At 72.2% G+C, this 18,597-nt stretch carries 23 protein-coding genes; 18 read left to right on the plus strand and 5 right to left on the minus strand.

Annotated elements, in window-relative coordinates; translation table 11 throughout:
- The first annotated feature begins 60 nt into the window (after nucleotides 1-60).
- The 4 genes from FH608_RS33920 to FH608_RS33935 all read left to right on the plus strand — a co-directional run bounded on the left by FH608_RS33920 (nucleotide 61) and on the right by FH608_RS33935 (nucleotide 3,522).
- A complete protein-coding gene (locus FH608_RS33920; protein WP_226900139.1) occupies nucleotides 61-636 on the plus strand; it encodes a TetR/AcrR family transcriptional regulator in 576 nt (191 codons plus the stop codon).
- Between the two features lie 81 nt (nucleotides 637-717).
- Nucleotides 718-1,917: an NAD(P)/FAD-dependent oxidoreductase gene (locus tag FH608_RS33925; RefSeq protein WP_139634469.1), complete on the plus strand. Its 1,200-nt coding sequence runs from the start codon at nucleotides 718-720 to the stop codon at nucleotides 1,915-1,917.
- Nucleotides 1,914-2,933 (plus strand): RNA polymerase sigma-70 factor, encoded by a 1,020-nt coding sequence (locus tag FH608_RS33930; protein WP_317135597.1) that lies wholly within the window; start codon nucleotides 1,914-1,916, stop codon nucleotides 2,931-2,933. The genes FH608_RS33925 and FH608_RS33930 overlap by 4 nt, the downstream gene beginning before the upstream one ends.
- A 130-nt stretch (nucleotides 2,934-3,063) precedes the next feature.
- The gene (locus FH608_RS33935) at nucleotides 3,064-3,522 is read left to right on the plus strand and encodes a MarR family winged helix-turn-helix transcriptional regulator (RefSeq protein ID WP_139634470.1); all 459 of its coding nucleotides are present in this window, start codon (nucleotides 3,064-3,066) and stop codon (nucleotides 3,520-3,522) included.
- A gap of 20 nt (nucleotides 3,523-3,542) precedes the next feature.
- Here the strand turns inward: FH608_RS33935 and FH608_RS33940 are convergent, their stop codons facing one another.
- Together FH608_RS33940 and FH608_RS33945 are read right to left on the minus strand one after the other, a co-directional pair.
- Nucleotides 3,543-4,043, minus strand: a complete 501-nt coding sequence (locus FH608_RS33940; RefSeq protein ID WP_139634471.1) for a GNAT family N-acetyltransferase — start codon at nucleotides 4,041-4,043, stop codon at nucleotides 3,543-3,545.
- A gap of 27 nt (nucleotides 4,044-4,070) precedes the next feature.
- On the minus strand, nucleotides 4,071-4,436 hold the full coding sequence (locus tag FH608_RS33945; RefSeq protein ID WP_139634472.1) for an MmcQ/YjbR family DNA-binding protein: 366 nt from the start codon (nucleotides 4,434-4,436) through the stop codon (nucleotides 4,071-4,073).
- An 89-nt stretch (nucleotides 4,437-4,525) separates the two neighbouring features.
- Here FH608_RS33945 and FH608_RS33950 point away from each other — a divergent pair, with 89 nt between their 5' ends.
- The 3 genes from FH608_RS33950 to FH608_RS33960 are packed head-to-tail and all read left to right on the plus strand — an operon-like array spanning nucleotide 4,526 to nucleotide 6,579.
- Nucleotides 4,526-5,221: an SRPBCC family protein gene (locus tag FH608_RS33950; RefSeq protein WP_139634473.1), complete on the plus strand. Its 696-nt coding sequence runs from the start codon at nucleotides 4,526-4,528 to the stop codon at nucleotides 5,219-5,221.
- A gap of 49 nt (nucleotides 5,222-5,270) precedes the next feature.
- The gene (locus FH608_RS33955) at nucleotides 5,271-5,939 is read left to right on the plus strand and encodes a DUF4166 domain-containing protein (RefSeq protein ID WP_139634474.1); all 669 of its coding nucleotides are present in this window, start codon (nucleotides 5,271-5,273) and stop codon (nucleotides 5,937-5,939) included.
- 16 nt (nucleotides 5,940-5,955) lie between these two features.
- The gene (locus FH608_RS33960; RefSeq protein ID WP_139634475.1) at nucleotides 5,956-6,579 is read left to right on the plus strand and encodes a TetR/AcrR family transcriptional regulator; all 624 of its coding nucleotides are present in this window, start codon (nucleotides 5,956-5,958) and stop codon (nucleotides 6,577-6,579) included.
- Here FH608_RS33960 and FH608_RS33965 read toward each other — a convergent pair.
- Nucleotides 6,570-6,989, minus strand: coding sequence for a VOC family protein (locus FH608_RS33965; RefSeq protein WP_139634476.1), 420 nt, complete (start codon nucleotides 6,987-6,989; stop codon nucleotides 6,570-6,572). The genes FH608_RS33960 and FH608_RS33965 overlap by 10 nt on opposite strands.
- A gap of 163 nt (nucleotides 6,990-7,152) precedes the next feature.
- Here FH608_RS33965 and FH608_RS33970 point away from each other — a divergent pair, with 163 nt between their 5' ends.
- The 11 genes from FH608_RS33970 to FH608_RS34020 all read left to right on the plus strand — a co-directional run bounded on the left by FH608_RS33970 (nucleotide 7,153) and on the right by FH608_RS34020 (nucleotide 17,000).
- On the plus strand, nucleotides 7,153-7,530 hold the full coding sequence (locus FH608_RS33970) for a hypothetical protein (RefSeq protein WP_139634477.1): 378 nt from the start codon (nucleotides 7,153-7,155) through the stop codon (nucleotides 7,528-7,530).
- A gap of 19 nt (nucleotides 7,531-7,549) precedes the next feature.
- Complete coding sequence (locus FH608_RS33975) at nucleotides 7,550-8,434, plus strand: DMT family transporter (protein ID WP_139634478.1); 885 nt, start codon at nucleotides 7,550-7,552, stop codon at nucleotides 8,432-8,434.
- Nucleotides 8,431-9,066, plus strand: a complete 636-nt coding sequence (locus tag FH608_RS33980; RefSeq protein ID WP_139634479.1) for a GntR family transcriptional regulator — start codon at nucleotides 8,431-8,433, stop codon at nucleotides 9,064-9,066. The genes FH608_RS33975 and FH608_RS33980 overlap by 4 nt, the downstream gene beginning before the upstream one ends.
- 68 nt (nucleotides 9,067-9,134) lie before the next feature.
- Nucleotides 9,135-9,485: a hypothetical protein gene (locus FH608_RS33985; RefSeq protein WP_139634480.1), complete on the plus strand. Its 351-nt coding sequence runs from the start codon at nucleotides 9,135-9,137 to the stop codon at nucleotides 9,483-9,485.
- A 257-nt stretch (nucleotides 9,486-9,742) separates the two neighbouring features.
- A complete protein-coding gene (locus FH608_RS33990; RefSeq protein ID WP_139634481.1) occupies nucleotides 9,743-11,197 on the plus strand; it encodes a sugar transferase in 1,455 nt (484 codons plus the stop codon).
- 2 nt (nucleotides 11,198-11,199) lie between these two features.
- Nucleotides 11,200-12,267: a glucose-1-phosphate thymidylyltransferase gene (locus tag FH608_RS33995; protein WP_139634482.1), complete on the plus strand. Its 1,068-nt coding sequence runs from the start codon at nucleotides 11,200-11,202 to the stop codon at nucleotides 12,265-12,267.
- Complete coding sequence (rfbB, locus tag FH608_RS34000; protein WP_139634663.1) at nucleotides 12,267-13,190, plus strand: dTDP-glucose 4,6-dehydratase; 924 nt, start codon at nucleotides 12,267-12,269, stop codon at nucleotides 13,188-13,190. The genes FH608_RS33995 and rfbB overlap by 1 nt, the downstream gene beginning before the upstream one ends.
- A gap of 46 nt (nucleotides 13,191-13,236) precedes the next feature.
- Nucleotides 13,237-14,088 (plus strand): dTDP-4-dehydrorhamnose reductase, encoded by an 852-nt coding sequence (gene rfbD, locus FH608_RS34005; protein ID WP_139634483.1) that lies wholly within the window; start codon nucleotides 13,237-13,239, stop codon nucleotides 14,086-14,088.
- A gap of 8 nt (nucleotides 14,089-14,096) precedes the next feature.
- The gene (locus tag FH608_RS34010; protein WP_139634484.1) at nucleotides 14,097-15,056 is read left to right on the plus strand and encodes an endonuclease/exonuclease/phosphatase family protein; all 960 of its coding nucleotides are present in this window, start codon (nucleotides 14,097-14,099) and stop codon (nucleotides 15,054-15,056) included.
- Between the two features lie 52 nt (nucleotides 15,057-15,108).
- Nucleotides 15,109-15,891 carry a WecB/TagA/CpsF family glycosyltransferase gene (locus FH608_RS34015; RefSeq protein ID WP_139634485.1) on the plus strand — a complete coding sequence of 261 codons (783 nt, stop codon included), beginning with the start codon at nucleotides 15,109-15,111 and terminating at the stop codon, nucleotides 15,889-15,891.
- On the plus strand, nucleotides 15,888-17,000 hold the full coding sequence (locus tag FH608_RS34020; RefSeq protein WP_139634486.1) for a hypothetical protein: 1,113 nt from the start codon (nucleotides 15,888-15,890) through the stop codon (nucleotides 16,998-17,000). Before FH608_RS34015 ends, FH608_RS34020 begins: the two co-directional genes overlap by 4 nt.
- A gap of 117 nt (nucleotides 17,001-17,117) precedes the next feature.
- On the opposite strand, the gene FH608_RS34025 is transcribed toward FH608_RS34020, so the two are convergent.
- Both FH608_RS34025 and rfbC read right to left on the minus strand, forming a co-directional pair.
- On the minus strand, nucleotides 17,118-18,008 hold the full coding sequence (locus FH608_RS34025; RefSeq protein ID WP_226900140.1) for a glycosyltransferase family 2 protein: 891 nt from the start codon (nucleotides 18,006-18,008) through the stop codon (nucleotides 17,118-17,120).
- Nucleotides 18,009-18,016: 8 nt separating this feature from the next.
- Nucleotides 18,017-18,574, minus strand: a complete 558-nt coding sequence (gene rfbC, locus FH608_RS34030) for a dTDP-4-dehydrorhamnose 3,5-epimerase (protein WP_193318779.1) — start codon at nucleotides 18,572-18,574, stop codon at nucleotides 18,017-18,019.
- Between the last annotated feature and the right edge of the window lie 23 nt (nucleotides 18,575-18,597).

Below are 18,597 nucleotides of genomic sequence, written 5' to 3' on the forward strand. Positions count from 1 at the left end.
TTTATTGAACGAATGTATAGCGAAGCGGGAGTTTCGGTCAACGCACGTATAATGAACGGGGTGAACGAACCGAGCCGACGGCCGAGCAGAGCCGAGCAACGACGCGGCACCGAGACGCGCATCCTCGAAGCGGCCCGCCGCTCCTTCGCCGAGCTCGGCTATGAGCGCACCACGATCCGGGCGGTCGCCGCGGCGGCCGGGGTCAACGGCGGCCTGGTCATGCACTACTTCGGGAGCAAGGAGGAGCTGTTCTCGCGGGCCGCGAAACTGGCTCCCGACGAGGTGGCGGCCGGGACGCCCGACGAGGTGGCGGGCGCGCTGCTGGAGCTGCTGCGCAAGCGGCTGGTCGACGAGCCCGTGGCGTCCCTGGCGGTGCTGCGCTCGATGCTCACCCATGCCGACGCCGCCGAGGACTTCCGCGCGGCAGCCGTCCGCCGGCTCGAGCAGCTGACGGCGGTCATCCCCGGCACGGACGCCGAGCTGCGCGCGAGCGTGCTCAACGCGATCATCAACGGCGTCCTCGTGGAGCGCTACCTGCTCCGGCTCGGCCGGCTGGCGGACGCGTCGCCGGACGAGATCGTCGACCTGCTGCGCCCGTGCTTCCAATCGCTCACGGGCCGGGACCAGGCCATGTGACGCGTGTCACGTCGGCGGCGTGTCACGGATCGGCAATCAGCTTGCATCCCGTGGTCGTACGCACCGACGAAAGGCACAGCGATGACCACACAGCGCGAAACAGCCACAACTCACCACGTTCTGGTCCTGGGGGCCGGGTACGCGGGCATGGCGGCGGCGATCCAGCTCGCGGCCCGGACGAAGGGGCGCGAGGACGTACGGGTGACGCTGGTGAATCCGCAGGAGCGGTTCACCGAGCGGCTGCGGCTGCACATGTCGGCGACCGGGCAGCAGGTCGCCGAGCTCGACATCCCCGAGCTGCTGGAGGGCACGGACGCCCGGTTCGTCCGCGGCTGGGTGACGGCGGTGGACGCGGACGCGAAGACCGTGCGGGTGGACGACGACCGGGTGCTTTCCTACGACACGCTGGTCTACGGGCTGGGCAGCGTGGCCGACGTCGCGACGGTGCCGGGCGTGGAGGACCACGCGTACACGCTCGACAGCGCCCAGGACGCCGAGCTGCTGGCCGACCGGCTGGCCCGGCTGGGCCGCGGCACGGTCGTGATCGGCGGCGGCGGGCTGACCGGCGTCGAGTCAGCCGCGGAGATCGCCGAGCAGCACCCCGACCTCGACGTGGTGCTGCTGAGCCGGCAGGAGCCCGGCGCGGCCATGGGCCCCAGGCCGAGGGCCTACCTGCAGGCCGCGCTCGAACGCCTCGGCGTCAAGGTGCGCAGCGGGGTCGAGGTGGTGAAGGTGCTGCCCGGCTCGGTCGAACTGGCCGGCGGGGAGAGCGTCGCCGCCGACGCGGTGCTGTGGACCAGCGGCACGCGGGTGTCGCCGCTGGCCGCCGCCGCCGGACTGGCCGTCGACGAGCGCGGGCGCGTCGTCACCGACGCCACGCTGCGGTCGGTGTCGCACCCCGACGTGTACGCCGTGGGCGACGCGGCGGCGATCCGCCAGGGCTACGGCGTCATGCACGGCACGTGCCAGGGCGGCATGCCGACCGGCGTGCACGCCGCGGTGTCGATCGTGCGCGCGCTGGACGGCAGGCGACCCAGGCCGTTCCGCTTCGGCTACTACCACACGCCGGTGAGCCTGGGACGGAACGACGCGGTCGTCCAGTTCACCCACCCCGACGACAGCCCCCGGAGGGTGTATCTCACCGGCCGGCTGGCGGCACGGTATAAGGAGACGGTGACCGCCTCCCCCTGGCCGACCTACGGCCGCATGAAGAAGATGCCCGCCTCGGGCGCGTTCTGGCCCCGCGGCGGCCGCTTCACCCGGATCCGGGGTGCACGGTGACCGAGCCGTACGCGGACGACGACCGGCAGGTGGCCGAGCCGTACGCGGACGACGGCCGGCAGGTGGCCGAGCCGCACGCGGACGACGACCGGCAGGTGGCCGAGCCGTTCGCCGAGGACGACCAGCAGGTGTTCAACCGGCATCGCAACCTGCTGTTCTCGGTCGCCTACCGCGTCCTCGGCACCGTGGCCGACGCCGAGGACGCGGTCCAGGACGCCTGGATCAAGTGGTCGGCCGCCGACCGCTCGCAGGTGGCCGACCCCAAGGCGTACCTGGCGCGGATCGTGTCGAACCTGGCGCTGCAGCGGCTGCGCTCCACGCAGTACCAGCGCGAGACGTACGTGGGGCCGTGGCTTCCCGAGCCCATCCTCACCAGCGGCGACACCGCCGACGACATCACGGGGGCCGAGTCGGTCTCGACGGCGATGCTGGTGGTGCTGGAGACCCTGAGCCCGCTCGAACGCGCGGTGTTCGTGCTGAAGGAGGTCTTCGCCTTCAGCCACGCCGAGATCGCTGAGGCGGTGGAGCGTTCCGAGGTGGCGGTCCGCCAGGCGGCGCACCGCGCTCGCGAGCACGTACGGGCCCGGCGGCCCCGCTTCGCCGCGGACCGGTCGCGGCAGCGCGACGCCACCGAACGCTTCCTCGCCGCCGCGACCGGGGGCGACATCAACACCCTCATGGAACTGCTGTCCCCGGACGTCACCCTGTGGACCGACGGCGGCGGCAAGGTCCGCCAGGCCCTGCGCCCGGTCGTGGGCGCGCAGACGGTGGCCGCCTGGTTCGCAGCCATCGGCCAGGTCACCTACCAGGGGATCGAGCCCGCCGACATGTCCGTCAGGCTGGTCGAGATCAACGGCGGGCCCGGCGTGGTGTTCAGCGGCCCGGACCGCGTGATCGCCACCGTCACGTTCGACTTCGACGCCGACGGCCGCATCGCCACCATCCACAACATCGCCAACCCGGACAAGCTCCACGCCATCGCCGACGGGACCACCCGCGACCTCGCCGCGAGCTGACGCGAGCCCGCGCGCTGTCGCGGGGCGCGGTGTGGTCCGGGCACCACCTGAGGTGGGCGCTCCGCTCTCACCTGGCCGAGCACCTGGCCAAGTTCGTTGGCCGGGTCAACGGATGCGCTAGATTGCCGTCGTGGAGATCGGCGAGGGGAAACTGCCGGAGCGGCTGCGGAGGTTGCCGAGCCGGCTGATCAACCAGCTGGCGCTGTCAGCCAACCGGCTGGTCGATCGGACGCTCGCCACCGAGCGGGCGCGGCGCTACCACTATGCCCTGCTCGCGTCGCTGGAGGAGTTCGGGTCGGCCAGCCAGGCCGACCTCGGGCGCCGCACCGGGATCGACCGCAGTGACGTGGTGGCGGCACTCAACGAGCTGGCCGAACGCGCGCTGGTCGAGCGGAGCCCCGACCCGTCCGACCGCCGCCGCAACATCGTCAGCATCACCATGCCCGGCAGGCAGCACCTGGACAGGCTCGACGGCCTGCTGACCGGGGCACAGGACGAGCTGCTCGCACCGCTGTCGCCCGATGAACGGCGGCAGCTCATCGAGCTCGTCACCCGCGTCGTGGAGCACCGGCCCGGGACGGACGGGTAGGCCGTCGGCGGCCGAGGGGCTCAGACGGGATCGTCGGCCAGGCGGGCGTGGCGCTCGACGTCGTAGCGGACGCCCTCGTAACAGAGCTTGCCGCGCTCGATGCCCTCCGCCCGGAACCCCGCCTTGGTGGCCACCCGGCACGACGCCGGGTTGTTCGTCCGGTGCCCGAGCTCCAGCCGGTAGAGCCCGCGCTCGTCGAACGCCCATCGCGCGAGCCGGTCGGTGGCCGTCGCGGCGATGCCCCGCCCCCTGGCCTCGGGCACGACCCAGTAGGACACCCACCCGGTGTCGTGGTCGTCGATGCGGGCCACCGCGACGTTGCCGACGACCTGCTCGCCCGACGGCCCGTCGATCGTCACGGCGAAGGCGTGGCCGACGCCGGTCCACCCGGCGATCCAGCCGATGGCGTCCTGGAGCGTGACCACGGGGAAGGGCGCCTGGCTGCGGAGGTCGGGCGCCTGGAAGGCCCGCAGCACCGCCGGCGCGTCGTCCTCGCGCCACTTCCGCAACCTAACCTCCATATTGGCGGAGATTACCCTGAAATGCGGCTATAAGGCCTGCTGACCGATGTGATGGGCGGCCTCGAACGCGGCGACCATCGGCCTCGGCGCCGTCAGGCACCACGCCTCGGCCACCAGCTCGAACAGCTCGTCACGGTCGATCCTGTCGAGGTGCACGACCACCCAGCCGAACCTGCCGGCCGTGAACTGCACCTCGAACACCTCCGGCCGCTCCGACACCAGCGCGATCTGCTCTTCGATCGTGGCCTTGAGCCCGACGGTCTCCGTGGCCTCCCACAGATAGCCGAACCCCTTGCCGCGCACCTTGAGACCGATCCACTCGCCGCCATGGCTCATGCGCACCTCAGGCAGCTCTTCCAGCAGGTCGAGGAACTCGTCGACGCTCACACCCATGCCCGCCTGTGTACCAGACGCGACCGACACTTCCCGAGCGGTTGAGCGTGTGCTTAAATTTATTGAGCGACTGCTTAAAGAGGTGGCGCGTGCGGCGACGGCGGCTCTACATCGAGATCCGGATCAACGCGGACCTGGAGGACGTATGGCGAGTCACCCAGGACCCTGGCCTGCACCAGCGCTGGGACCTGCGCTTCAACCGCGTCGACCACCTCGCGCCGCACGGGGGCAGGCAGCCGTTCCGCTACTCCACGCTGGGCGTCAGCGGCGTGGGGATCAGCACGGGCAGCCGGAACGGGCCCGACGGCGGCCGTACGTCGGCGCTGCGGTTCGGGTCGAGCCATCCGCTCTCGCCCATCCGGTCGGGGTCCGGCTACTGGCGCTACGTCCCGGTGGGCGACGCGGTCAGGTTCCTCACGTCGTACGACTACCGGCCCCGCGTGCTGCCGCGCCGGGTGATGTGGTGGGCCACGGCGTGGTCGTTCGACCGGCTGCGCCTGTGGCTGGAGACCGGGAGCCCGCCGGAGCGGTCGCTGCGCCTGGCTCTGGCCGAGGTGGCCGCGAGAGGGGCGGCTGCGCTGACCGGGGCCATCTGGCTGCCGCCCCTGCCCGCGCTGGCCGTCCTCGCGGCCGTCCTGCTCCTCCCGCCGTCACCGCGCACCCCGGCGGCACGCCGCTGCCTGCGCCGCGCGCCCGCACGGACGCCCGCCCGCAGGGACGCCCGCCCGCACGGACGCTCGCCGCGATCGACCGCACGGACGCCACAGGAGGCTCGCCCCACCTGAGCGCTCCCAAGGCGCCGAACAGAACCCGACAGCCCGGATGGGAGCCCCCATGCCCTCGATCTTCCAGCGCGCGCTCGGCCGCGCGTTCAACCGCCTCCACCCCCAGCTCCAGCACCGTTTCGGGGTCGGGCTCGACAGCGGCCGGGCCTGCATAGGCACCGGCGTCATGACCCGTGTCTGGAACGCCGGCCCCCACATCCGCCCGTTCCTGGCTCTCGGCAGCCGCAGGAACGTCCTCGTCCCGGATGCCGGAGCGGACATCCCCTTCCGGATCGAGAACTACCCCTACCTCGACTCGTACGGCCGCGAGACCGTCACGTTCGTGCGCACCTTCCCGAGGGGCCGCTTCGACGCCACCATGATCTACGACGACACCCGTGCCGGGATCGTCGACTACCTGGGCACGCACCAGCACATAGCCACGCCGCTCGACCTCGCCGTCGACGACCGGGGCGGCCTGGTCATCCGCTCGGGCCGCCAGCGGTTCCTGGAGGGCCCGCTGGCCGTCGCCATCCCGAAGGCCGCCACGGGCACGGCGATCGTCAGCGAGCACTTCGACGAGCGGGCGGAGCGGTTCAGGATCGCGGTGACGGTCTCGAACCCGTGGCTGGGCCGGATCTTCGGCTACTGGGGCAGCTTCACCGCCGAGTACGTGGACGTCGCCGAGCACGGCGTTCCCGCTAACGTGAGGCCGAGGCGGGAGGACGCCCGCTGCTGACGCGTAAGGGAAGCCGGTGGCCGACACACGTACCAAGCTGCTCGAGGCCGCGCTCGTGACGCTCGGCAAGCACGGCATCGCCGGCACGTCCGCGCGGACGATCGCCGCCGAGGCGGGGGTCAACCAGGCGCTGGTCTTCTACCACTTCGGCAGCGTCGACCAGCTGCTCGTGGCCGCCTGCGAGCACGGCTCGCGGCAGCGCGTCGCCCTCTACCGCGCCCGCTTCGCCTCCGTGACGAGCCTGCGCGAGCTTCTCGACCTCGGCCGCTCGCTGCACGCGGAGGAGCGCGCGGAAGGGAGCGTGGCGGCGCTGGCCCAGCTCCTCGCGGGCGGCCAGACGGACCCGAAACTCGCCCCGGCGACCACCGTCGGCCTCAACCTGTGGATCGAGGAGGTACGCCAGGCGCTGGAGCGGGTGCTGGCGACGTCGCCGCTGGCGGAGTTCGTGGACGTGCCGGGGCTGGCCAGGGCGACGGCGGCCGCGTTCGTGGGGCTGGAGCTCTACGAGGGCGTCGATCCCGAGGGCGCGGGCCAGGCGTTCGACGCCCTGGAAGGGCTCGTCGCGCTGGCCGGCGCGCTGGACGAGATGGGCCCGCTGGTCCGCCGCGCCGCCAGGGCCCGGCTCCGCCGTCATTCGTAGTAGCGGACCTCGATGACGTTGCCGTCGGGATCGGGGAAATAGACGGTCTCCGGCGCGATGCCCTGCGCCCCGAACGAGTTCGTCCCCGTGCCGGTGATCTCGACGCCGTGCTGTTTCAGCCGCACCTGCAGCGCGTCGAAATCCTCCTTGCCCATGGCCAGGCAGAAATGGTTCACCGGATGCCCGGCGCTGCCCTCGACCCCGGTGCCCTCTTCCACGCCCCTGGAATCGTCGTACGCCATCAGGTCGAGCACCGTGTCGGGAGAGACGCGCACGCTGGGAAAGGCCGCCTTCCCCTCCCGGAACTCCTCGGCCCGCACGCCGGGCAGGCCGATCACCTGCTCGTAGAAATGTAAGGAGCCGAGCTGGTCGGAGACCCAGCACACGAGATGGTCCAGGCGTACGTCCATGCAAACCTCCGCTCTCATCCAATATCTGCCGACGGAATGTCCCTGTCCACTGAATGATGAACGACCCGGATGACGGCGGAGTGAACGGGGTGGGTCCTTCGCGGCTCCGCCCGCGGGCCAGGCCGAATGGCCACGGGGCGGTTCGCTGATCTACCCTTTCTTGGTGGACAGCGAGAGCCTGGCCGCGGCCGGCCTGCTCGAGACCCTGAGCCGGGCGTCGGCGATGCTCGCCGATTTACATCATCCGTTCGCCAGAAGCGAGCCCTTCTCCTATTTCCTCCCGCCCGCGGGCGCCCGCGTCGGCGCCGATCTGACGTTGCCCGACGGCCGCGTGGTGCGTTTCGAGGTCTCCATCGCGGCCTCCCGTGACGCCTTCCACGTCGAGGGGTCGATCACGGCGGAGGCGGAGACGCTGCTGGAGCTGCCGCGCAAGAGCGTCCCGGACATCCGTGACGGCCTGGCCGTGCTCGACGACTACGCGGCGGAGGTGATCGCTCCGGCGCTGCGGCTGATCGACCAGCAACTGGACGAGATTGTCTGATTGTCAGACAATGGCGAGCATGAAAGATGGACCGCTCGCCGTCGTCGCCGCGTCCGTGCTCTGGGGCACGGCCGGCACGGCAGGACTGCTCGTCTCGGCCGACTCCGTCGCCCTGGCCGCCGCGCGGCTGGTCGTCGGCGGCACCGCGCTCGCCCTCCTGGCCGGCAGGGACGTCAGGACGGCGGTCAGGCTGAGCCTGCTGCTGGGCGCCGTCGCGGTGGCCGCCTACCAGCTGTGCTTCTTCGCCGCCGTCGGCCGTACCGGCGTGGCCATCGGCACCGTGGTGGCGATCGGGAGCGGGCCCGTCTTCACCGGGCTGCTCTCCTGGGCCCTGCACGGCCGCCGGCCGAGCGGGCGCTGGGCCGTGGCGACGGCGGCGGCCATCTGCGGGTGCGCGGCACTGATCGTCGGGGGCGGCGCGCGGGCGGGCGGGCAGGTGGTGTCCGGGGTGCTGCTCGCGCTGCTCGGCGGCCTGCTCTACGCCTTCTACGCGGTGACCGCCGCGCGGGCGATCGGCCAGGGTGCCCGCTCCGGCGCGGTGATGGGCGTGCTGTTCGGCGGGGCGGCCGTGCTCATGGCGCCGGTGCTGCTGCTGAACGGCGTCGGCTGGGCGGGGGAGCCGCGCGGGCTGCTCGCCGTGCTCTACCTCGGCCTCGGCACGACCGCCCTGTCCTACTTCCTGTACGGCCGGGGCCTGCGCACCACCCCGGTGGCCACGGCCGCCACGCTGGCCCTGGCCGAGCCCGCCGTCGCGGCCCTGCTCGGCCTGGTGGTGCTCGGCGAGCGGCTGGCGCCCGTCTCGGTCGCGGGGCTGGTGCTGCTCGCGCTCAGCCTCGTGGTGGTGGCCCTTCCGGAAGCGGCGACCGTACCGAGGAGGGAAAGGGAGCTAGAGTCGCAGCCGTGACGTTGCCGCTCAGACCCGTCTCCGCCGTGGGCGCGCTGGCCGACGCCCTGCGCGGCAGGGTGCTCTCCGGGGAGATCGCGCCCGGCACGCCGCTGCCCGAGCAGGAGATCGCCGCGTCGTACGGCGTCGCCCGGCCGACCGTCAGGGAGGCCCTGGCGCGCCTCGTGCACGAAGGGCTGCTCAGGCGCGAGCGCAACCGCAGCGCTTATGTCCCCGAGGTGACGCTTTCGGACCTCGACGATCTCATGTACGTACGCCGCCCGCTCGAAGACCTGATGGCGCGGGCCGTGACGGGGCGGCGGGTGCCCGAGGCCGAGTCCGCGCTGGGCCGGATGGCCGCGCTGCCCCCCGATGCGCCCTGGTCGGAGAGCGTGGCCGAGCACATGGCCCTGCACCAGGCGCTGATCGAGGCCGTGGGCAGCCCGCGGCTGGAGCGGCTCTACGGCGTGCTGGCCGCCGAGACGCGGCTCGGCCTGGTGCGGCTGCGCGAGGTCTACACCGACAGGGACGTGCTGGTGCGCGAGCACCGCGAGCTGCTCGACGCGATCGCGCGCGGGCCGGAAGAGGCGGCCAGGGCGGCGGTGGCCGCGCACCTCAGCCACTCCTGGGGCGGCTCCCCAGATGGCGGCTGAGCGGTCAGAGCGCTCCAATGCGCGCGAACTCTTGCGGGACTGCCCCGGAACTCGCAAGAATCGCGCCCATGCACGGCAATCCGATGCCGGACTCCTACGTGTATGTCACGGAAGAGGGCGTCACCCGTCACTACGCGGACGGTAGCGTCGAGGCTCTCGCCTGGGAGGACGTGGTGGAGGTCCGTGTCGTCACCGCCTCCGGGGAGGACGTCCTCTACATCCTGCTCGACCGCGACGGCGAGAACTGCGTCGTCCCGCGCTCGGCCACGGACGCCACGTTCCTCGCGCGCCTGCGTTACCTGCCCGACTTCGACCTCGAACGGCTCACCCTGGCCGCCGACTCGGGCCATGACGGCGTCGTGGTCGTCTGGCGCAGTCCCGACCCGCCGTCCGCGCTGCCGGACCTCGAGTACGACTAACGCCCTCCATTCACCGGGAAATCAGATATTTCTTCACATTTCTCTGGTTAGCCGTTGCATCTTTGGATCGTTCCGTCAAGCCCCAGAACCACCTGACATGCGTCCGGTTGTGGACATTTGGCGTTGTTCCCCGTACCGGAATCGATCTTTAGTCTTTATTGGGGGCCGCCGCCCTTGATTGTGCGTGGGACCTGTCAACCCATGCGGTTCAAGGAACGTCCTGTAATCGCGGTGCACAGAGTTGTCAGGGTGGTGACATGAGGCTGGGGACTGAGGAGTCCGCCGTCGTGCTCCTCGGGGCCGTGCCACGCCGCGCGTCCAGCATCTGGACGCGCGCGTACCTACGGCTCCTGGTAAGTGGGGACACGATGTGCGCGCTGCTGGCCTGCGTGTGCGTGCTCGGCATCCGGCTGATGGCCGGCGCGTTCATCCCGGTGGTGGAGTTCGCGCTCGGCTTCGGTCTGGTCGTGGCCTGGCCGGTCGCGCTCATGATGGGCGGCGCGTACCGTCAGCGCGCCAGCGGCGAGGGAACGGAGGAGTTCAAGGCCGTCTTCAACGGCGGCATCGGCCTCATGGCGGCGGTCGCCATCATGGCCTACGCCACGCAGACCGCCATCGCGCGCAGCTTCGTGATGGCGATGCTGCCGCTGGCGCTGCTCGTCACGCTCTACTACCGCTACCGGATGCGTAAACGTCTTCACCGCAAGCGCGCGGCGGGCGACTACATGCGCCAGGTGGTCGCGGTCGGGCACCGGGAGTCGATCCTCGACCTGGTGATGCAGTTCAGGCGCCAGCCGTACCACGGAATGCGGGTGGTGGGGGCCTGCCTTCCGGGCAACGCGATGGACGTCGATCTGGATGGCGTCCCGGTGCTCGGCTCGTTCGGCGACGTGGCGGCTGTGGTCGAGCGCGAGCAGGCCGACGCGGTCGCCGTGCTGGCCTGCCCCGAGCTGGACGGCGCCGCGCTGCGCCGGCTGGCCTGGAGCCTGGAGACCGCGCGTACCGACCTCTTCGTGGCCCCTGCGTTGCTCGACGTGGCGGGGCCGCGCATCAGCATCAGGCCGGTCGCGGGCATGCCGCTCCTGCACGTGGAGCATCCCGAGTTCGACGGCACCCGGCAGGTCGTGAAGACCGTGTTCGACCGGCTCGGCGCGGCGGGCGCGCTGCTGCTGCTGGCGCTGCCGCTGCTGGTCATCGCGGCGGTGATCCGGCTCACGAGCCGGGGGCCCGCGCTGTTCTACCAGACCAGGGTCGGCAAAGGCGGCGAAGAATTCCGTCTGGTGAAATTTCGGACCATGGTGGTGGACGCCGAGCGGCTCAAGGAAGCGCTGCTCGAAGCGAACGAGTTCGACGGGGTGCTCTTCAAGATTAGGAACGATCCAAGAATCACTCGGGTAGGCGCTTTCCTGCGGAAATATTCGCTCGACGAGCTCCCCCAGCTGCTGAACGTGCTTCGCGGAGAAATGTCCCTGGTCGGCCCCCGCCCGCCCCTGCCGGAGGAGGTCGGCAAGTACGGCACCGACGTCCGCCGCCGCCTGGTGGTCAAGCCGGGCATGACCGGGCTCTGGCAGGTCAGCGGCCGCTCCGACCTGACGTGGGAGGAGTCCGTACGTCTCGACCTGCGCTACGTGGAGAACTGGTCGCTCATCCTCGACCTGCAGATCCTCTGGAAGACCTGGTCCGTCGTCACCCGTGGGGAAGGGGCTTACTAACGGTGAAAGCACTGGTGCTCGCCGGGGGATCGGGCACACGGCTGCGGCCCATCACCCACACGTCGGCCAAGCAGCTCGTCCCGGTCGCCAACAAACCCGTCCTGTTCTACGGCCTGGAGGCGATCGCCGCGGCCGGGATCAGGGAGCTCGGCCTGGTGGTCGGCGACACGCAGGCGGAGATCGAGGCGGCCGTGGGCGACGGTTCGGCGTTCGGGCTGCAGGTCACGTACCTGCGCCAGGAGGCGCCGCTCGGGCTCGCCCACGGCGTGCTGATCGCCCGCGAGTTCCTCGGAGACGAGGACTTCGTCATGTACCTCGGCGACAACTTCATCGTGGGCGGCATCAACGACCTGGTCGACAGGTTCGCCAGGGAGCGGCCCGCCGCCCAGATCATGCTCACCAGGGTCGGCGACCCCCGCCAGTTCGGGGTGGCCGAGCTCGACGCCAAGGGCCGCGTGGTGGGCCTGGAGGAGAAGCCCGCGCGGCCCAAGAGCGACCTGGCGCTGGTCGGCGTCTACCTGTTCAGCCCCGCCGTGCACGCGGCGGTGGCCGAGCTCAAGCCGTCCTGGCGGGGCGAGCTGGAGATCACCGACGCCATCCAGTGGCTGATCGAGGCCGGCCTGCGCGTCGAGTCTTCGGTGATCTCCGGCTACTGGAAGGACACCGGCAACGTCACCGACATGCTGGAGGTCAACCGGCTCGTCCTGGAGTCGGTCGAGCCGCGGGTGCGCGGGCGGGTGGACCGGGCGAGCGAGCTGGTGGGCCGCGTGGTCGTCGAGCGGGGCGCGGTGGTCGAGCGCTCCCGGATCGTCGGCCCCGCCATCATCGGCGGCGACGCGCGCGTACGCGACAGCTACGTCGGCCCCTTCACCTCCATCGGCGCCCGCTGCGCCGTGACCGAGAGCGAGATCGAGTACTCGATCGTGTTACCCGGGGCCTCGATCCGCGGCGTCGGCCGCATCGAGTCCTCGCTCATCGGGCACGACGTCGAGGTCACCCCGGCACCCAACACGCCCAGGGCCCACCGGCTGGTGCTGGGCGATCACAGCAAGGTACAGATCAGTTCATGATGAGAATCCTGGTGACCGGCGGGGCCGGCTTCATCGGCTCCCACTTCGTCCACAGCCTGCACGACGCGTACGTGACCGTGCTCGACAAGCTGACCTACGCCGGCCACCGCGCCAACCTCGAAGGGGCGCGGCACGCGTTCGTGCACGGCGACATCTGCGACGCCGGGCTGCTCCGCGAGGTCGTGCCCGGCCACGACCTGGTGGTCAACTTCGCGGCGGAGACGCACGTGGACCGCTCGATCGAGGGCGCGGCCGAGTTCGTGCGCACCAATGTGCTGGGCACGCAGACGCTGCTCCAGGCGTGCCTGGACGCCGGGGTGCCCAAGGTGGTCCACGTGTCGACCGACGAGGTGTACGGGTCGATCGACATCGGGTCGTGGGACGAGGCCGCGCCGCTGCGCCCGCGCTCGCCGTACGCGGCGTCGAAGGCGGGCGGCGACCTGATGGCCCGCTCGTACGCGATCACGTACGGGCTGGACGTGTCGATCACCAGGTGCGGCAACAACTACGGCCCGCGGCAGTTCCCCGAGAAGGTCATCCCGCTGTTCATCACCAACCTGCTGCGCGGCGAGAAGGTCCCGCTGTACGGCGACGGCGGCAACGTGCGCGACTGGATCCACGTGAGCGACCACTGCGCCGGCATCCGCGTGGTCGCGGAGAAGGGCGAGCCGGGCGAGGTCTACCACATCGCGGGCACCGCCGAGCTGACCAACAAGGAGCTGACCACCCGCCTGCTGGAGGCCTGCGGCCGCGACTGGGACCTGGTCGAGTACGTCGAGGACCGCAAGGGGCACGACCGCCGCTACTCCCTGGACGACGCCAAGCTGCGCGCGCTCGGCTACCGGCCGGAGGTCACGTTCGAGCAGGGGCTGAAGGACACCGTCCGCTGGTACACCGAGCACCGCGACTGGTGGACCGCATGACCCACGGGTTACCCGGCACGGGGCGGCCCACCGGCCAGGAGGCGGCATGAGGTGGCTCATCACGGGGGCCGGCGGCATGCTCGCCGCCGACGTCCTCGACAGGGCGGCACTGACCGGCGAGCCGGTGCTCGCGCTGGGCCGGGGCGAGCTCGACCTGCGCGACGGGCGGGCGGTGCGCGACTTCGTCTCCGCCTACCGGCCCAGGGTGGTGATCAACTGTGCCGCCTGGACCGCGGTGGACGACGCCGAGACGCACGAGGCGGAGGCGCTGGCGATCAACGGGCACGCCGTGCGCGGGCTGGCCGAGGCGTGCGGGCTGGCCGGCGCGCGACTGCTGCACGTCTCCACCGACTACGTCTTCGACGGGGCCGCCGCGTCGCCGTACCCGGAGGACGCGCCGCCGGGGCCGGTCAACGCCTACGGGCGGACCAAGCTCGCGGGCGAGCGGGCCGCGCTGGAGCACGGGCACTACGTGGTGCGCAGTGCGTGGATGTACGGGGCGCGCGGCCCGAACTTCGTACAAACCATGATCAGGCTGGCCGAGGAGCGGCCCACGGTGGACGTGGTGGACGACCAGCGCGGCCAGCCGACGTGGAGCGCCGACCTGGCCGACTATCTCGTACGCCTGGCGCAGTCGGAGCTGCCGCCGGGCGTCTACCACGGCACCAGCGCGGGGGAGACCACATGGTGCGGGTTCGCCAAGGAGATCTTCACGCTGCTCGGCGCGGACCCGGCGCGGGTGCGCCCGGTGCCCGCGAGCGCCTTTCCCCGTCCGGCCCGGCGGCCGGCCAACAGCGTGCTGGCCCACACCCGGGGGGAGCCGATCCGGCACTGGCGGCAGGCGCTGCACGCGGCCTGGCCGGTGCTGACCCGCGGGCGCCGGTGCAGCGCCGTCTAGGCCGTTCGGTGCCGTGGCAGGTGCTCTGGCTCGTGCTGTGGTTCATGGTGACGGGTCTCGCCGGCTGGGCGGGCCTGCGCCTGTGCGGGTGGGAGCCGAAGTTCTTCTGGTCGCAGCTGGTGTCGTTCACCCCGTACGCCGCCGCGCTGTCGCTGGTGCCGGTCGGGTGCGCGGCCTTCCTGCGGGCCCGGCCGCTGCTGGTGGCCGCGCTGGTCGTGGCGGGCGCCTTCGCGGTGACCGTCCTGCCGCGGGCGGTGCCGGAGCGCAACCCGCCCGCCGCCGGTCCGGTGCTGCGGGTGCTGGCGGTCAACCTGCTGCACTCGTCCGTGCCGCCGTCCGCCCTGGTGGAGGCGGTCGAGCGGGACCGGCCGGACGTGCTGCACCTGCTGGAGTTCACCAACCGGATGCGGGAGCGGGTGGAGGCGCTGGGGCTGGCGCGGCTGCTGCCGTACGAGATCGTGCTGCCGGGGACGGAGTCCGAGGGCGCGGCCATCTACTCGCGGTACCCGCTGCGGCCCTCGGACACGCCGATCGCCGCGCCGGTCTTCAGGAAGAGCCCTCGCCACCTCCCCGCCGTCGTCACGCTGCCAGGCGGGCGGGAGGTCGAGGTCGTCGCCGTGCACGCGTGCGCGCCGTCCGAGGGCTGGCGTACGGCGTGCTGGGCGTCGAGCATCCGGGCGCTGCCGCCGGCCGGGGAGCGCCCGCGGATCCTGGCCGGGGACTTCAACTCCACGCTCGACCACGCGGTGCTGCGCGACCTGATCGCGACCGGCTACCGGGACGCCGCCGACGTCACGGGAAAGGGGCTCTCGATGACCTGGCCCTATTACGAGCAGCCGCGGCTGTTCCCGAAGGTGGCCATCGACCACGTGCTGGCCGACCGCCGGATCGCGATCCGAAGCTTCCGGACCCAGCGGCTGCCCCGTACGGACCACCGCGCCACGCTCACCGAGCTCGTTCTCCCGTGATGTCACGTTTCCGGACCTGAGGCCGATATGTCATGGACACCCAGGGGGTTGGATGACGAGGTTGCCGGAGCAGCAGACCTGCAGGAAGACGGTGTTCGGCACCGTGCTGGACGCCCTCACCATGAGCCAGGTGATCGAGCGGTGCGTGGCCGCGGTCGCGGAGCACAGACGGCTCACCATCGGCGTGGTGAACGCCGCCAAGATCGTCAACATGCGCGGGGACGCCGCGCTGCGGCAGTCGGTCCTCGACAGCGATCTCGTCGTGGCCGACGGGCAGGCGGTGGTCTGGGCGGCGCGGATGCTCGGCCACCGCATTCCCGAGCGGGTGGCGGGCATCGACCTGTTCACCGAGCTGATGGCCGAGGGCGCCCGCCGCGGCCACCGCGCCTACTTCCTCGGCGCGACCGAGGAGGTGCTGGCCGGGGTGCTGGCCGAGGTGCGGCGGCGCTATCCGGGCCTCGCCATCGCCGGCTCCCGCGACGGCTACTTCCCGGTGGAGGACTCGGCGGAGGTCGCCGCCGAGATCGCCGCGTCCGGGGCGGACCTGCTGTTCCTGGGCATCACCTCGCCGAAGAAGGAGATCTTCATCCGCGAGTGGGGCGAGAGCACCGGGGCGTGCGTCGTGCACGGCGTGGGCGGCTCGTTCGACGTGCTGGCCGGGCGCACCCGCAGGGCTCCGGTGCGCTGGCAGCGCCTGGGCCTGGAATGGCTCTACCGCATGTTGCAGGAGCCGTTACGGCTCGGGCCGCGGTACGTGCGGACCAACGGCAGATTCCTGCTCCTGGTGGTCCGGGAGTGGGCCGGTGTCAGACGCAGGATCGAGGAGACGACGTGACGGATCACCGGATCGCTCTGCTGAGCTCCGGGCACCAGGAGTTCGTGACCGGCATGGTGGACCTGGCGGTGCGCGGGCTGCCACCCGGATACGCCGGCGGCGAGTTCGCGTTCACCCGGCGCGGGCGCCAGGCGGCCGACGGCACGTGGACGGCGGTGCCGGAAGGGCGCAGCGTCCGCTACTCGGCCATCGTCGCGCTCGGCGTGGCGACCCTGGAGGAGGAGCGGCAGCGGGCGGCGCTGGCCGGTGACAGCCTGCTCGACCTGGTCGGCCACCTGGTCAAGCGGCTGCCGGAGGTGACGGGGCACGGCGACGCCGCGCTGATCTGCTGGGCGGCGGCGCAGGCCGGGCACTCCGACGTGGACCTGGCGCTGAGCCGCCTGGCGGAGCTGGACACGCGGCCCCAGACCTACACCGTCGAGGCGGCATGGGCGCTGGCCGCCCTGGTCGCGGCGGGCGTCACCGACGGCCGGGCCGAGCGCGCCCGCGAGCGGCTGCTCGGCGGGCTGGCCGGCAACCGGCTCTACCCGCACGCGCTGGGCAAGGGGCCGCTGGTCCCCCGGTACCGCGCCCACGTGGGCTGCTTCGCGGACCAGGTCTATCCGCTGCAGGCGCTGGCCAGGCTGCACGCCGCCACCGGCGACGCCGAGGCGCTGCACGCGGCCGAGCGGGTGGCGCGCAGGATCTGCCGCGTCCAGGGGCCGCACGGGGAGTGGTGGTGGCACTACGACGCCAGGACCGGCGCGGTGGTCGAGGGCTACCCCGTCTACAGCGTGCACCAGCTGGCGATGGCGCCCATGGCGCTGCTCGACCTGGCCGACGTGGGAGGCGCCGCGCACGTCGCGGAGATCTCCAAGGGGCTCGACTGGATGATCGAGCGGCCCGCCTTCGTGCTCGACGACCTCGCCCTGACGTGGCGCAAGGAGGCCAGGGCGGATCCCCGCAAGCTGGTCCGCGGCCTGCGGGCGGCGGCCACCGGCGTGCACCGGGGGCTGCGGCTCGGCGTGCTGGACCGGGTCTATCCGCCGCGCGCCGTCGACCGGGAGTGCCGGCCGTACGAGCTGGGGTGGCTGTTGTACGCCTGGCTGTCCACGGGCGCGGCCGGTTGACTCTCTGCCGTCCACGGGTGCGGCCGGTCGGGTCTCGCCGTCCACGGGTGCGGCCGGTCGGGTCTCGCCGTCCACGGGTGCGGCCGGTCGGGTCTCGCCGTCCACGGGTGCGGCCGGTCAGGTCCGGCTGCTTTCGTCGCGCAGCCAGGTGGTGAAGTCGCCCGCGCGGATCGCGCGGGCGGCCCGCCGCCTGGCCACCACGGCCACCAGGGCGAAGACGACCGCGGCGGCCAGCAGGCTCGGCCGCGCCGCCACGATGGCCAGCAGGTCGCGCGGGCCCGTGCGGTCTCCGGCCGTGGCCTGGGTCTGCTCCAGCTCGCCCACGCTGGTCGCGGCGCGGACCCTTCGGCGCATGAGGTCGGCGACCGTACGGGGGGTCTGGATCACGGCTCTCGCGCCGGGCACGATCACGCGCTCGTCGGGTGAGAAGGCCAGCGAGGCGGCCAGGTCGTCGGCCATCGCGGGCGGGAGGGCGCGGATGCGCGCGTTGCCCGCCTCGGTCACCGCGATGACGCCCCGGCCGAAGAGCCCGGCGCGCACGTGGGGCAGGCGCGTCCAGATCGCGTAGTAGGCGCGGACCCGCCACGGCCGCCCACCCAGCGCCAGCTCCCGCTCGGGCGCGGCCGCCAGCACCCCACCCGGCGCACCGGCACGCGGCCCATCCGGCGTGGTGGTGTGTGGCGCGTTCGGGTCCGGGCCGGTCGGGGTGGTCAGCGCGGCGGCCAGGGCGCGGGCGCCGGCGGTGGTCAGCTCGATGTCGGCGTCCACGTACAGCCGGGGGTATCCGCGCGCCGCCTCGTCGCCCAGCCGCAGCGCCTCGCGCTTGGAGGGCACCGGCGTAGCCAGCACGCGCACGTCGTACGCCCCGGCCACGGCGGCCGTGTCGTCGGTGCAGCCGTTGGCCACCACCACGACGTCGAACTCGCCCGGCCGGGCCTCCCGCAGCAGGCCGTCCAGCAGGCGGCCGATGACCCTGGCCTCGTTGTGGGCCGGTATCACGATGCTCACCACGGCGCTCACCACGTCGGCAGCATCCCCGCGTCGTGCGCCTGCTTGAGCGTGGGCGCCGCCGCGTCCTTGGGCGACAGGACGGGCTCCCCGTCGAGCGGCCACTCGATGCCGAGATCCGGGTCCAGCGGGTGGATGCCGTGCTCGCGCGCCGGGTCGTACGCCGTGGAGCAGAGGTAGACGACGGTGGCCGACGCGCTGAGCGCCAGGAAGGCGTGCCCGAGGCCCTCGGCGAGGTAGACGGCCTGGCGCGACACGTCGTCCAGCCGCACCGCCTCCCACCGGCCGAAGGTGGGGGAGCCGGCGCGTACGTCCACGACGACGTCGAGCACCTCGCCCGCCACGCACGTGACGTATTTGGCCTGGCCGGGCGGCACGTCGGCGAAGTGGACGCCGCGCAGCACACCGCGCCGGGAGACCGAGCAGTTGACCTGGGCCAGCTCGATCGAGTGCCCCAGCGCCTCGCGCAGGTCGGCGGCGCGGAAGCTTTCCAGGAAATCGCCCCGCGCGTCGCTGTGGATGCGGGGGATGTAGAGCAGCGCTCCATCGATGCTCAGGCGTTTCATGGAGATACTTGTAACACTCCTTG

This window comes from Nonomuraea phyllanthi, assembly GCF_006334985.2.
GTDB classification, from domain to species: domain Bacteria; phylum Actinomycetota; class Actinomycetes; order Streptosporangiales; family Streptosporangiaceae; genus Nonomuraea; species Nonomuraea phyllanthi.

What these genes read in the sequence shown, in the direction of transcription:
- rfbC (WP_193318779.1), bottom strand. Translation starts at nt 18,574, where the DNA reads ATGAAACGCCTGAGCATCGATGGAGCGCTGCTCTACATCCCCCGCATC.
- FH608_RS33945 (WP_139634472.1), bottom strand. Translation starts at nt 4,436, where the DNA reads ATGGGTGTGAGCGTCGACGAGTTCCTCGACCTGCTGGAAGAGCTGCCT.
- FH608_RS33985 (WP_139634480.1), top strand. Translation starts at nt 9,135, where the DNA reads ATGCACGGCAATCCGATGCCGGACTCCTACGTGTATGTCACGGAAGAG.
- FH608_RS33990 (WP_139634481.1), top strand. Translation starts at nt 9,743, where the DNA reads ATGAGGCTGGGGACTGAGGAGTCCGCCGTCGTGCTCCTCGGGGCCGTG.
- FH608_RS33925 (WP_139634469.1), top strand. Translation starts at nt 718, where the DNA reads ATGACCACACAGCGCGAAACAGCCACAACTCACCACGTTCTGGTCCTG.
- FH608_RS33955 (WP_139634474.1), top strand. Translation starts at nt 5,271, where the DNA reads ATGCCCTCGATCTTCCAGCGCGCGCTCGGCCGCGCGTTCAACCGCCTC.
- FH608_RS33965 (WP_139634476.1), bottom strand. Translation starts at nt 6,989, where the DNA reads ATGGACGTACGCCTGGACCATCTCGTGTGCTGGGTCTCCGACCAGCTC.
- rfbB (WP_139634663.1), top strand. Translation starts at nt 12,267, where the DNA reads ATGAGAATCCTGGTGACCGGCGGGGCCGGCTTCATCGGCTCCCACTTC.
- rfbD (WP_139634483.1), top strand. Translation starts at nt 13,237, where the DNA reads ATGAGGTGGCTCATCACGGGGGCCGGCGGCATGCTCGCCGCCGACGTC.
- FH608_RS33940 (WP_139634471.1), bottom strand. Translation starts at nt 4,043, where the DNA reads ATGGAGGTTAGGTTGCGGAAGTGGCGCGAGGACGACGCGCCGGCGGTG.
- FH608_RS33975 (WP_139634478.1), top strand. Translation starts at nt 7,550, where the DNA reads ATGAAAGATGGACCGCTCGCCGTCGTCGCCGCGTCCGTGCTCTGGGGC.
- FH608_RS34015 (WP_139634485.1), top strand. Translation starts at nt 15,109, where the DNA reads ATGACGAGGTTGCCGGAGCAGCAGACCTGCAGGAAGACGGTGTTCGGC.